General features: G+C 63.7%; 10 protein-coding genes. 5 read left to right on the top strand and 5 right to left on the bottom strand.

The window, feature by feature from the left end; genetic code table 11:
• Positions 1-565: 565 nt before the first annotated feature.
• Together HW090_RS17280 and HW090_RS17275 are read right to left on the bottom strand one after the other, a co-directional pair.
• Positions 566-1345, bottom strand: a complete 780-nt coding sequence (locus tag HW090_RS17280; RefSeq protein WP_179114687.1) for an ABC transporter permease — start codon at positions 1343-1345, stop codon at positions 566-568.
• A complete protein-coding gene (locus tag HW090_RS17275; protein ID WP_179114686.1) occupies positions 1342-2274 on the bottom strand; it encodes an ABC transporter ATP-binding protein in 933 nt (310 codons plus the stop codon). Before HW090_RS17275 ends, HW090_RS17280 begins: the two co-directional genes overlap by 4 nt.
• Before the next feature lie 173 nt (positions 2275-2447).
• Here HW090_RS17275 and HW090_RS17270 point away from each other — a divergent pair, with 173 nt between their 5' ends.
• The 3 genes from HW090_RS17270 (at position 2448) to HW090_RS17260 (ending at position 7615) form a co-directional block, all read left to right on the top strand.
• Entirely contained in the window at positions 2448-4895 is a 2448-nt protein-coding gene (locus HW090_RS17270) for an acyl-CoA dehydrogenase (protein ID WP_179114685.1), read from the top strand.
• Between the two features lie 308 nt (positions 4896-5203).
• On the top strand, positions 5204-6241 hold the full coding sequence (locus HW090_RS17265) for an NADP(H)-dependent aldo-keto reductase (RefSeq protein WP_179114684.1): 1038 nt from the start codon (positions 5204-5206) through the stop codon (positions 6239-6241).
• A 198-nt stretch (positions 6242-6439) separates the two neighbouring features.
• A complete protein-coding gene (locus tag HW090_RS17260) occupies positions 6440-7615 on the top strand; it encodes an MFS transporter (RefSeq protein ID WP_179114952.1) in 1176 nt (391 codons plus the stop codon).
• A 12-nt stretch (positions 7616-7627) separates the two neighbouring features.
• On the opposite strand, the gene queD is transcribed toward HW090_RS17260, so the two are convergent.
• Entirely contained in the window at positions 7628-7984 is a 357-nt protein-coding gene (queD, locus tag HW090_RS17255) for a 6-carboxytetrahydropterin synthase QueD (protein WP_179114683.1), read from the bottom strand.
• Between the two features lie 722 nt (positions 7985-8706).
• Here queD and queC point away from each other — a divergent pair.
• Together queC and queE are read left to right on the top strand one after the other, a co-directional pair.
• A complete protein-coding gene (gene queC, locus HW090_RS17250) occupies positions 8707-9432 on the top strand; it encodes a 7-cyano-7-deazaguanine synthase QueC (protein ID WP_179114682.1) in 726 nt (241 codons plus the stop codon).
• Positions 9429-10064 (top strand): 7-carboxy-7-deazaguanine synthase, encoded by a 636-nt coding sequence (queE, locus tag HW090_RS17245; protein ID WP_179114681.1) that lies wholly within the window; start codon positions 9429-9431, stop codon positions 10062-10064. Before queC ends, queE begins: the two co-directional genes overlap by 4 nt.
• Before the next feature lie 26 nt (positions 10065-10090).
• Here the strand turns inward: queE and HW090_RS17240 are convergent, their stop codons facing one another.
• Both HW090_RS17240 and topA read right to left on the bottom strand, forming a co-directional pair.
• The gene (locus HW090_RS17240; protein ID WP_179114680.1) at positions 10091-10600 is read right to left on the bottom strand and encodes a DUF6586 family protein; all 510 of its coding nucleotides are present in this window, start codon (positions 10598-10600) and stop codon (positions 10091-10093) included.
• Positions 10601-10789: 189 nt separating this feature from the next.
• Positions 10790-13393: a type I DNA topoisomerase gene (gene topA / locus HW090_RS17235; protein WP_179114679.1), complete on the bottom strand. Its 2604-nt coding sequence runs from the start codon at positions 13391-13393 to the stop codon at positions 10790-10792.
• Positions 13394-13430 lie beyond the last annotated feature (37 nt).

The following is a 13430-nucleotide window of genomic DNA, read 5'->3' as shown; positions in this document are numbered from 1 at the left end:
GCAGGCGCAGTCTTGCCGTGAGCAAGACCGCGCCTGCGCGCATTACTGTCCGATACGTCTTTTGCCTGGCCCACGACGCGGTGGCCTTGTGTTCGTCGCTCCTGTGCGAATGCCAGATGGCGGGACGGGGCACGCGTGAATACATCCCTGTAGCTCTTCGCCGCCATCCCTGGCGGCGAAGGCCCCATCCCGCCACCTGGCACCCGCACAGCCATCTTCTGCGGCGACTGTAGGAAGAAGCCCGCGGGCCTTAGCCTTGCGCACCTAGGCTCCCGCCTGCGCGGGAGCGACGGAGTTGTAGCTTTTTCCTATGGTCACTTCGGTATTTGCCGCGAGCCCGACCAGACCCTCGTAGCAACCTTCGTCGGCAGGGACGCCGACGAAGAGCCCCATGGATGGGTTCATGCGTGTTGCGTAGAGGGGCTGGTCGGGATCGCGATACGCGGCCATGAGAACGACCAGCCCTGAACGCAATATTGAGCCGGCAATACAAGCCTAAAACCGTACATCGTTGTTTTCATGCGGTGTATTTCCTTAGAACCTGGGTATTGGCCGCCAACCCAGCCTACTGCCGCATGCCCCGACCGCTCTTGAGCAGCCCCACCGTGACCAGGTACAGCACCGCCACCGCAGCCAGCATAAAACTGATGGCGATGCCGATATGGATGTCGGAAACCCCCAGGATGCCGTAGCGGAAGGCGTTGACCATGTGCAGGATCGGATTGGCCAGCGACAGGGTCTGCCAGAATGGCGGCAGCATGTGGATCGAGTAGAACACCCCGCCCAGGTAGGTCAGTGGCGTCAGCACGAAGGTCGGCACGATGGAGATATCGTCGAAATTGCGCGCGAACACCGCGTTGATCAGGCCACCCAGGGAAAACACCGTCGCCGTCAGCACGATCACCAGCAGCGTCACACCCAGGTGATGCACCTGCAACTCAGTGAAGAACAGCGACAGCAGCGTGACGATAAAGGCCACCGCCAGGCCACGGGTAATACCGCCCAGGGCATAGCCGATGACGATCACATGGGGCGACACCGGCGACACCAGCAACTCCTCGATGGAGCGATGGAACTTGGTGCTGAAGAAGCTCGACACCACGTTGCTGTAGGCGTTGGTAATCACCGACATCATGATCAGCCCCGGCACGATGTACTGGGTATAGCTGAAGCCGTCCATCTCGCCGATACGCGCGCCGATCAGGCTGCCGAAGATCACGAAGTACAGCACCATGGTGATTGCCGGGGGCAGCAGCGTCTGCGGCCAGATGCGGATATAACGGCGAATCTCCCGGTAGGCGATGGTGTTCAGCGCGACCAGGTTGTCCCTCAGTTCAGGCTTCATGGAGCCACCTTCGACAGGTTGTTCTGCACCATCGACACGAAAAGCTCCTCCAGTCGGTTGGTCTTGTTGCGCAGGCTGCTCACCTCGATGCCCTTGGCTGCCAGCAGGCGGAACAGTTCGGTGACGCCCTGCTCCTTGTCCACCTGCACCTCCAGCGTGTGCGGGTCGACCAGGCGCGTGGGATAGACGCCCAGGTCAGGAACCTGCACCTGGGCATCCTTGAGGTCGAGCAGGAAGGTTTCCACATGCAGTTGCCGCAGCAGCTCACGCATGCTGGTGTTTCGCACAATTTCACCGTGGTCGATGATGCCGATGTTGCGGCACAACTGTTCGGCCTCTTCCAGGTAATGCGTGGTGAGGATGATGGTGATGCCCTCACGGTTCAGCCCGGTGAGAAAACTCCACATCGAACGCCGCAGCTCGATATCCACCCCGGCCGTCGGCTCGTCGAGGATCAGCAGGCGCGGTTGGTGGATCAGCGCCCTGGCGATCATCAACCGGCGCTTCATACCGCCGGAGAGCATGCGCGAGGCGACGTTGCGTTTGTCCCACAGCCCCAGCTCGTGCAGGTAGCGCTCGGCGCGCTCCTTGGCCACGCGGGCGGGAATGCCGTAGTAGCCGGCCTGGGTCACGAGAATATCGAAGGCTTTCTCGAACTGGTTGAAGTTGAACTCCTGCGGCACCACGCCCAGACAACGCTTGAGCCCGGAAGGGTCGCGATCCAGGTCGCGACCGAAGACTTCGACAGTGCCGGAGGTCTTGTTAACCAGGGTCGAAAGGATGCCGATGGTGGTCGACTTGCCGGCACCGTTGGGGCCAAGCAGCGCGAAGAAATCGCCTTCGGCCACGTCCAGGTCGATCCCCTTGAGGGCCTGGAAGCCGTTGCCATAGGTCTTGGTCAACTGACGGATGGAGAGAGCGGAACTCATAGAGGGCATGCACACAACACGGGAAGGTGGATGGCAGATGGGGGCGCCAACGCACAATTGCAACCAGGAATTACACCTGGCTTGCCAGATGCCCCTGCACGATGGAGTGCAAGAACTTCCAGCAGAGACTGCCGGTCAACTGCACAACCCACCCGTTCGAGGAGAGGAACGCCATGTCGCTGATCTGGTTACTGGTTCTGTTGCTGGGTATCGCCATCCTGGCCCACCTGCGTCTTGGCGCCCGCCCGATCCTCGGAGCCGTGGCCGCCTACCTGCTGCTGATGGGGCTGTGCAACGGCGGCCCCGTGTGGCTTATGTTCATCCTGTGGCTGGGCCTGGCGGCCGTTGCCATTCCCGTACTCAGCAGCGGGCTGAGGCGAACGTATTTCAGCGCGCCGATGTTCGACTGGTTCAGGAAAGTCCTGCCACCGATTTCCGCAACCGAGCGCGACGCCATCGACGCAGGCAGCGTCTGGTGGGACGGCCAGCTCTTCAGCGGCCGCCCGGACTGGGACACCCTGCTCGCCTATCCCGTGGCCAGGCTCACTGACGAAGAACAAGCCTTTATCGATGGCCCCACCGAAGCACTCTGCGCACTGGTCGACGAGTGGGACATCAGCCAGCGCCTGGACCTGCCCCCGGAAGCCTGGGACTTTATCAAGACCCACGGTTTCTTCGCCCTGATCATTCCCAAGGAATACGGCGGCAAGGGCTTTTCCGCCTACGCCCACTCGCAGGTGGTGATGAAGCTGGCGACTCGCAACGGCGACCTGGCCAGCACCGTGATGGTGCCCAACTCCCTCGGCCCGGCGGAACTGTTGCTGCACTACGGCACCGAGGCGCAACGCAACCATTACCTGCCACGCCTGGCCAATGGCAGCGACATCCCCTGCTTCGCCCTGACCGGCCCCCACGCCGGCTCCGATGCCGGCGCCATGACCGACACCGGCGTGATCTGCAAAGGCCAGTGGCAAGGCGAAGAAGTCATCGGCCTGCGCCTGAACTGGGAAAAACGCTATATCACCCTCGGCCCGGTGGCGACCCTGCTCGGCCTGGCCTTCAAGACCTACGACCCGGACCACCTGCTGGGCGACAAGGACGAACTGGGCATCAGCCTGGCCCTGATCCCCACCGACACCGCCGGCGTCAGCATCGGCCGTCGCCATTTGCCGCTGGGTGCGGCATTCATGAACGGCCCGAACTGGGGCAAGGACGTCTTCGTACCCCTGGACGCCATCATCGGTGGGCAGGACATGATCGGCAAAGGCTGGATGATGCTGATGAACTGCCTGTCCGTCGGCCGCTCCATCTCCCTGCCAGCCACCGGTGTCAGCGCCGCCAAGACCTGCAGCTATGTGTCCGGGCGCTACGCGAGCATCCGCGAGCAGTTCGGCGTGCCGCTGGCGGCCTTCGAAGGTATCCAGGAGCCCCTGGCGCGCATCGGCGGCAATGCCTGGCTGATGGACAGCGCGCGCATCCTCACCGCCAACGCGGTGGACCTGGGCGAAAAGCCCTCGGTACTTTCGGCGATCCTCAAGTACCACCTGACCGAACGTGGCCGCGAGTGCATCCGCGACGCCATGGATATCCACGGCGGCAAGGCCATCATCCTCGGCCCCAGCAACTACCTGGGTCGCCTGTGGCTGTCGGCGCCGATCTCGATCACCGTCGAAGGTGCCAACATCCTCTCGCGCAACCTGATGATCTTCGGCCAGGGTGCCATTCGCTGCCATCCCTTCGTGCTCAAGGAAATGGAACTGGCCAACGAACCGGATCGTGACCGCGCCGTCGCCCGCTTCGACGAATTGCTGTTGCAACACATCGGCTTCGCCATCGGCAACAGCGCCAGCACCCTGGTGCTCGGCCTGACCCTGGGCAAACTGGGCAACGCCCCCGGCAATGAGCTGACTCGCCCCTACTTCCGTGCGCTGGACCGACTGGCCGCTGCCTTCGCCATGCTCGCCGACCTGTCGATGATGCTGCTCGGTGGCGAACTCAAGCGCCGCGAGCGCCTGTCCGCGCGCCTGGGCGATGCCCTCAGCCACCTCTACCTGGCCTCGGCCGCGCTCAAGCGCTACCACGACCTGGGCTATCCGACCGAGCAGGCCGCGCTGCTGCGCTGGAGCCTGGAAGACTGCCTGCACAAGGCGGAACAGGCGCTGGCCGGCGTGCTGCAGAACTTCCCCAACAAAGCACTGGGCTGCCTGCTGCACCTGCTGGTCTTCCCCTTCGGCGCACGCCATGCAGGCCCATCCGATGAACTGGACGCACAGGTCGCGGAAATCCTCGGACGCCCGGAAGGCGACCCGGCGCTGGAGCAGATACTCGAAGGCGCCTACCGCCCAGAATCGCCCGAGCAACCACTGGGCGCCCTGAAGCAGGCCTTCGAGCAGTTGCACGCGCAACGCGAAACCCTGCGCACCGTACAGAAAGCCCTCAAGCGCGGCGATCTCCAGCCGGAGCCAGGGGAAGATGTCATCCTCGCGGCGCAGCGGGCCGGCCTGCTCAACGAGGAAGAGGCCAGGCTCGTGCAGGCGGCAGAAGCCGCGCGGCGCAAGGTCATCGACGTGGACGACTTCGACAAGGCCGAGCTGCAGCGTCACGCGGTGGAGCCGAGCTGAGTCTGCCGGCAACCTGGGAGGCTACAGCGTCCGTCATCACCCCTCGGAAAAACCTTCGTCGGCAGGAACGCCGACGAAGAACCCCCTTCTTATCCGATGTTTCGTGGAACGACTGGCCGGGCTCGCAAGAGACGGACAAGCGAGCATTAGCATAGAACCATCGGATATTTCACAAGCCTTCGCCGCCTTGCCTAAGGTACGCCGCGCCATTACCCAGCCCATTGCGCACTGACGCCTCTCGCATAAACAGAAGAAAAGGTTATGTGATGGGCGTACTATTTGCGCCTGCCTTTGCACAGGAGTCTGCCATGCAATACCGCCCGCTTGGACGTACCGACCTCAAGGTCAGCGCCATCACCCTCGGCACCATGACCTGGGGCGAGCAGAACACCGAGGCCGAAGCGTTCGAACAGATCCGCCTGGCCAAGGATGCCGGGGTCAATACCCTGGATACTGCGGAGATGTATCCGGTCCCGCCCGGTGGCGAAACCTATGGCAGCACCGAACGCATCATCGGCAATTACTTCCGCCGCTTCGGCGACCGCAGCGACTGGATATTGGCCAGCAAGGTCGCCGGCCCAGGGCGCATGGAGCATATCCGCGACGGCAACCCGCGCCTGGACCGCGCCAATATCACCGCCGCCCTGGACGCCAGCCTGCAACGCCTCAACACCGACTACCTGGACCTCTACCAACTGCACTGGCCGGATCGCAAGACCAACTTCTTCGGAGAACTGGGCTTCAAGTACGACCCGGACGACCGCTTCGTCGCCATCGAAGACACCCTGGAAGTGCTTGACGACCTGGTCAAGGCGGGCAAGATTCGCCACATCGGCCTGTCCAATGAAACCCCATGGGGCGTGCAACGCTTCCTGCAACTGGCAGAAAGCCGCGGCTGGCCACGCGTGGTGTCCATCCAGAACCCGTACAACCTGCTCAATCGCAGCTTCGAGGTCGGCCTGGCGGAAATCGCCCTGCGTGAACAGGTCGGGCTGCTGGCCTACTCCCCCCTGGCGTTCGGCGTTCTCTCCGGCAAGTACCTGGACGGCGCCCGCCCGGCCAATGGCCGCCTGACCCTGTTCGAACGCTTCCAGCGCTACAGCAACCCGCAGGTCGAACGCATCGTGCCGCGCTACGTCGAACTGGCCCGACAGCACGCGATCGACCCTGCGCAACTGGCCCTGGCCTTCGTCACCAGCCGCCCCTTCGTCACCAGCAACATCATCGGTGCCACCAGCCTGGAACAACTCTCCAGCAACCTGGCGAGCATCGACGTCACGCTGGACGAGGCGCTGCTCGCCGAGCTGGAAGCGCTGCACCAATCACAACCCAACCCGGCACCGTGAAAGCCGGCTTGCCACGGCCTCGTAGGGGCGCCATTCCCGGTACATCCTGTTGAAACCGCACCAGGCGCGCGCCATGCCAATGACCCGCGCTTGACCGAACACCCTGTCGCGAGCCCTGAATTGTCCAGCCTCTCCAGCCCCACGAAACCTGCAAGCGTCTACCGCCACCCGGGCTTCCTGCCCTTCCTGATCGGCCGCATGGTCGCCGTCGGTGCGATCCAGATCCAGGCGGTGGTGGTCGCCTGGCAAGTCTACGAAATGACCCGCGACCCCATGTCCCTGGCCTATGTCGGGCTGGCGCAGTTCGTGCCCATGCTGCTGTTGCTGATGCCAGCGGGCGACCTGATCGACCGCTATGCGCGCAAGCCGATCCTGGCGCTCAGTTGGGGCGTCGAGGCGATCTGTGCGGCACTGCTGGCCTGGTTGTCCTTCAGCGGCACACAGAACCCGCTGGGGATCTACGCGGTGCTGGCGCTGTTCGGCTGCGCCCGCGCCTTCACCGGGCCGGCGCTGCAAAGCCTGCTGCCGCAGATCGTGCCCCGCGAGCAACTGGCCGCTGCCATCGCCGCCAACAGCATGATCATGCGCGGTGCCAGCATCCTCGGCCCGCTGTTCGGGGGAGGCCTGTATGCCTGGGGTGGCGGTGTGCTCACCTACGGCCTGTGCATGAGCGGCTTCCTGCTCGGGCTGCTGTTGCTGATCTGGGTACCCGTGCGCTTCGCCGAGAAGATGGAAAAACCGGACGGCGCCGCCTGGGAGCGCTTCACGGCCGGCATTCACTTCATCCGCAATCGCCCGATCATCCTCGGCACCATCTCCCTCGACCTGTTCGCCGTACTGCTGGGCGGCGTCGTCGCCCTGCTGCCGATTTATGCCCAGGACGTGCTCCAGGTCGGCCCGGAAGGCCTGGGCGCCCTGCGCAGCGCCATCGCCATCGGCGAGATCGGCATGGGTCTGTACCTGAGCTTGCATCCGTTCAACCACAAGGTCGGCCTCACCATGTTCGGCGCCGTCGCCATCTTCGGCCTGGCCAACCTGGTGTTCGCCCTGTCCACGCTGTTCTGGCTGTCCTTCGCTGCCCTGCTGATCGCGGGCGCCGCCGACATGGTCAGCGTCTATATCCGCTCCTCACTGATCCAGTTCTCGACACCGGACAACATGCGTGGCCGCGTCAACGCGGTGAACATGCTGTTCATCGGTTCCTCCAACGAACTGGGCGAATTCCGCGCCGGCAGCAGCGCCGCCTGGCTCGGCGTGGTGCCCGCCGCCGTACTGGGCAGCCTGTGCTCGATCGGTATCGTCGCGACCTGGATGCTCTGGTTCAAACCCCTGCGCCAGATCGACCGCTTCGAACAGGCCAGCCCCAAGGACTGACGGCGGCCGCGATCAATCCCCGGTGTATTCGCAACCACTGGTGCAGGTTTCATGCACGCGGATGCGCGAGAGCCCCGGCAGCAGCGGCTTCAAGCGTGCCCAGAGCCACTGGGCCAGCACCTCGCTGGTGGGGTTCTCCAACCCGGGGATATCGTTCAGGTAATGGTGATCGAGCTGCTCGTAGATCGGCCGGAAGATGGCCTTGATATCGGAAAAGTCCATGACCCAGCCCGACACCGGGTCCAGCGGCCCCTTCACATAGATGGCGACCCGAAACGAGTGGCCATGCAGACGCCCACATTTGTGGCCATCGGGTACGTTCGGCAACTTGTGTGCCGATTCGAAGGTGAATTCTTTATAGATTTCCATGCAAACCTCGCCCCACTGGACCGCCCTGTACGAAGCCCTGCCGAAAGGCAGGGTCGAACGACCTGAAAAAGGCCGCGATTATGCATCAGAACGACCGGCTTGCGCTGCGATGGAGCTTTCTCCCCTCGCCCATTTATGGGGGATGGGCCGGGGGAGAGGGTTCTTCCGTCTGACACCCTCTCCCCAGCCCTCTCCCGCAAGCGGGAGAGTGAGCAAAAGCGGGCGCTGCCGGGGATGTATTCCCACATGCCCCGTCCCGCCACCTGGCATCCGCACAGCCGTCTTCGCTGGTGACTGCCCGCCGACCTTAGCCTTGCGCACCTAGGCTCCCGCCTGCGCGGGAGCGACGGAGTTGTAGCTTTTTCCTATGGTCACTTCGGTATTTGCCGCGAGCCCGACCAGCCCCTCGGAGCAACCTTCGTCGGCAGGGACGCCGACGAAGAGCAGACCCTGATTCATATGGACGACGGGTTCATGCGTGTTGCGTAGAGGGGCTGGTCGGGTTCGCGACACCACGGACGCCAGGACAGCACAAACGGTCGATGGCCGGCCACAGACTGACTGGCCAACCCAGTTTCAACCTTCATATCGCGCAACGACCCAGCACCACCCGGCCGGACGCAATGACCTCGCCAGGCATCTGCGGTAGCATTGCCGCCCCTGAAAGCGGCCCAGCACCGACTTCCACCACACGGCGGCCTTGCAAGGCAGACGGAGACATCATGCACACACGCGCCCTGGTCCTCTTTTCCGGTGGGCAGGACTCCACCACCTGCCTGGCCTGGGCCCTGGACCGTTATCAGCACGTCGAGACCATCGGCTTCGACTACGGCCAGCGCCATAGCGTAGAGCTCGCCTGCCGGCAACGCATTCTCCAGCGCCTGCGCGAGGACTACCCGGCGTGGCGGGAGCGACTGGGAGAAGACCATTTCCTCGACCTGAAACTGCTGGGCCAGATCAGCGAAACGGCCATGACCCATGAAAAGGCCATCGAGTTCGAACAGAACGGCCTGCCCAACACCTTCGTACCGGGCCGCAACCTGCTGTTCTTCACCTTCGCCGCCGCACTGGCCTACAGACGTGGCCTCAGCGTGCTGGTGGGCGGCATGTGCGAGACGGATTACTCGGGCTACCCGGACTGCCGGGACAATACCCTGAAAGCCCTGCAAGTCTCCCTCAGCCTGGGCATGGACAGCGCCCTGGTGATCGAGACGCCGCTGATGTGGCTCGACAAGAACCAGACCTGGGCGCTGGCCAGCCAATTGGGCGGCAGCGGCTTCGTCGAGCTCATTCAGGAAGACACCCATACCTGCTACCTGGGCGAGCGCGGTCAGCGCCATGCCTGGGGCTATGGCTGTGGCGAATGCCCCGCCTGCCAATTGCGCAAGACCGGCTACCAGCAGTATGCGGAAGGCCCGTCATCCCATGCGCGGGATGTGTCGGCATGACCTACAGCGTCAAGGAAATCTTCTACACCCTGCAAGGCGAAGGCGCCCAGGCAGGACGTCCGGCGGTGTTCTGCCGCTTCACTGGTTGCAACCTGTGGTCGGGGCGGGAACAGGACCGTGCCACCTCCGTCTGTCGCTTCTGTGACACCGACTTCATCGGCACCGACGGGCCAGGCGGCGGCAAGTTCAGGCAAGCCGGAGCGCTCGCCGACGCCATCGACGCGCAATGGCCCGAACAGGATGCCCGCCATAAATACGTCGTGCTCACCGGCGGGGAGCCGCTACTGCAAGTGGACAAGGCCCTCACCGACGCGCTGCATGCCCGAGGCTTCACCATCGCGGTCGAAACCAACGGCACGATCGCCCCGCCCGAAGGCATCGACTGGGTCTGCGTCAGCCCGAAATCCAGCGCCGAGCTGGTCATCACCCGGGGCAATGAGCTGAAACTGGTCTATCCGCAGCAAGACGCCCTGCCAAGCCGGTTCGAGCAGTTGGATTTCGAGGTGTTCTACCTGCAACCGATGGACGAGGAAAAACGGCCGCAGAACACCCTGGACGCGATCGACTACTGCAAGGCCCACCCGCAATGGCGGCTTGGCCTGCAACAGCACAAGATCCTGATGATTCCCTGATTGCCACACCGCGCCTTGGGCGCGGCTCAGCACTCGTTCATCGATTCGCGAAAACGCAGCACCAGCTCCCTGAGTTGCCCGCGCCAGCCCTGGACATCTTCGAGGCTCAGCTCGTCGCTTGCCGGCTCCAGCGTCACGGCTTCGATCAGCGGTTGCGTCACGTCCTGGCGGACCTTCGGAGCAGGCCTCAGGGGCAGGAACAGCGCCGCATGGCTACGCAGCAGGCGTGCCAGCCAGGTGTCCGAATGCTCGGACAACTCGAGCAATTCCGCCAGTTCAGGGCTCGGCGATGCCTGCAGCAGTGGCCGCTTGAGAATCACCTCGACGGCCCCCCCTTCGGCACCTGCCAGGCGATAGAAGCCGCCCACCTCATGGCACAACCCCAGCAACGCGCCATACAGGTGCAACAGACACGTCTCGCGCTCGGCGGCCTGCAGCGTACTGTCGCCTTGCGTACGGGCCTGCTGCCAGCGCTCCAGCGCCAAACTGGTGAAGTGAAGTTTCTGGTTGGTGCGCGTGTAGCGTTCGTTGGCCATGCCTTGCGATCCTCTCAACGATAATGACTCTCAGCATGCGCCGGCGGCGCATCGAATACCAGAGACAGGAAAGGCCGACGCGATAATGGGAAAGCAGCAACGGGAGCCGGTTGCCCGGACGGGCCGAGAATGCGCCTGCACCCTGCGACCCACCCGCCCCGATCACCCGTCAGCGCACAGGCACTCGCCTCAGCGCTTGTCCTCAACCTTCCACTTGGAGCCGTCGTGGAAAGCCTTCCAGCCGGTCGGCTTGCCCTCGACCTCGGTCTGCACGTACTGCTCCTTGGTCTTGCGGCTGAAACGGATCACCGCTGGGCGGCCTTCCGGGTCACGCTGCGGGGCATCCAGCAGGAAGTGGTACTTCGGATCGATCTCGTCGCGGTGCGGCAACAGCTCGATCACCAGTGGTGCACGGGTCTCGCGGTTCTTCGGGAACTGGCTGGCAGCCAGGAACAGCCCCGATGCGCCGTCGCGCAGCACATAGGTGTCATCGACCTTCTCGCAGCGCAGCTCCGGCATTTTCACCGCGTCCATCTTCGGCGGCGCGGCTTCACCGTTCTTCAGCAGCTTGCGGGTGTTCTTGCACTGAGCGTTGGTGCAGCCGAAGAACTTGCCGAAGCGCCCGGACTTGAGCTGCATCTCGCTGCCGCACTTGTCGCACTCCAGGCTCGGACCTTCGTAGCCCTTGATCCGGTACTGGCCTTCCTCGACCTCGTAGCCGGTGCAATCCGGGTTGTTGCCGCAGATGTGCAGCTTGTGCCGCTCATCGAGCAGGTAGGCATCCATCGCCGTGCTGCAGATCGGGCAGCGGCGCTTGCCCAGCAGCACACGGGACTCCGACTCACCTTCGTCATCGGCGGCGATCTCATCGCCCGGGATCAGGTTGACGGTGGATTTGCAGCGCTCCTTGGGCGGCAGGCTGTAGCCCGAGCAGCCGAGGAACACGCCGGTCGAGGCGGTACGGATCATCATCGGCCGGCCACAGGCCTTGCACGGGATGTCGGTCAGGGTCGGCTGGTTGGAGCGCATGCCGCCATCGCTGGACTCGGCGATCTCCAGCTTCTGCTTGAAGTCCTTGTAGAACGCGTCCAGCAGGTGCTTCCACTCACGCTCGCCCTGGGCGACATCGTCGAGTTGCTCTTCCATGCCGGCGGTGAAACCGTAGTCCATCAGATCGGCGAAACTTTCGCTGAGACGCTCGGCAACGATGTCGCCCATCTTCTCGGCATAGAAGCGCCGGTTCTGCACGGTGACGTAGCCACGATCCTGAATGGTCGAGATGATCGCCACGTAGGTCGACGGGCGGCCGATACCGCGTTTCTCCAGTTCCTTGACCAGGCTCGCTTCGGAGAAACGTGCCGGCGGCTTGGTGAAGTGCTGGCTGGGGTCGAGCTTGAGCAGCTTGAGCAGCTCGCCCTCGGTCATTTCCGGCAGCACATCGTCCTCGCCGGCCTTGCCCTGCGGCGGCTGCACCCGGGTGAAACCGTCGAACTTGAGAATACGGCCCTTGGCGCGCAGCTCGAAATCGCCGGCAACGACGCTGACGGTGGTCGACAGGTACTGCGCCGGCGGCATCTGGCACGCCACGAATTGCCGCCAGATCAGCTCGTACAGGCGCTCGGCGTCGCGTTCCATGCCCGACAGTTGCGTAGGCCGCAGGTTGACGTCGGACGGACGAATCGCCTCGTGCGCCTCCTGGGCGCCTTCCTTGCTGCTGTAGACGTTCGGCTTGCCCGGCAGGTACTTGTCGCCGTACTCGCCCTCGATAAAGCCGCGCACCATGGCCACGGCATCGTCCGACAGATTGGTCGAGTCGGTACGCATATAGGTGATGTAGCCCGCCTCATAGAGACGTTGGGCCATCATCATGGTCTTCTTCACACCGAAGCCCAGGCGCGTACTGGCGGCCTGTTGCAGGGTGGAGGTGGTGAATGGCGCCGAGGGCTTGCTGCTGGTCGGCTTGTCCTCGCGGCGTGCGACGCTGTAGCTCGATGCCTTGAGCTTGGCCAGCGCGGCCTGGGCCTGGGCTTCGTTGAGCGGCTTGAATGCCTCGCCGTGCTCGCGCGCCACTTCGAAACGGACCTTGGCGCCTTTGGCGGTGCCCAGGTCGGCATGCACTTCCCAGTACTCTTCGGGAATGAAGGCGCGGATTTCCTTCTCGCGCTCGACCACCAGCTTCACCGCCACCGATTGCACGCGGCCAGCGGACAGCCCACGGGCAATCTTCGCCCACAGCAGCGGCGACACCATGTAGCCCACCACGCGGTCGAGGAAGCGCCGCGCCTGCTGCGCGTTGACCCGGTTGATGTCCAGCTCGCCAGGATGGGCGAAGGCTTCCTGGATCGCCTTCTTGGTGATCTCGTTGAACACCACGCGCCTGTAGCGGCTGTCATCGCCGCCAATGGACTCACGCAGGTGCCAGGCGATGGCTTCCCCCTCTCTATCCAAGTCGGTCGCGAGATAGATGGTGTCGGCATCCTTGGCCAGTCGTCGCAACTCGTCGATGACCTTTTCCTTGCCCGGCAGGATCTCGTAGCGCGCCTTCCAGCCATGCTCCGGGTCGATGCCCATGCGCGTGAACAACTGACGCTTGGCCTTCTCCTTGGGCGACAGTGCCGGACTCTCGGCGCTCGCCGCCTTGCCACGCTTGACCGGCTCCTTGGTGCCCGAACCACTGGTGGGAAGGTCGCGGATATGGCCGATACTCGACTTCACCACGTACTGGTTGCCCAAATACTTGTTGATGGTCTTGGCCTTGGCCGGTGATTCCACGATGACCAGCGATTTACCCATGGGGAGGAAGGTTCCTGAATCGAGAGAGCGAAAAGGC

This window comes from Pseudomonas sp. ABC1 (assembly GCF_013395055.1).
In the GTDB taxonomy this organism is placed as follows: domain Bacteria; phylum Pseudomonadota; class Gammaproteobacteria; order Pseudomonadales; family Pseudomonadaceae; genus Stutzerimonas.
Note: the sequence above shows the minus strand (reverse complement) of the source record. Positions and strands in the feature narration are given on the sequence as shown.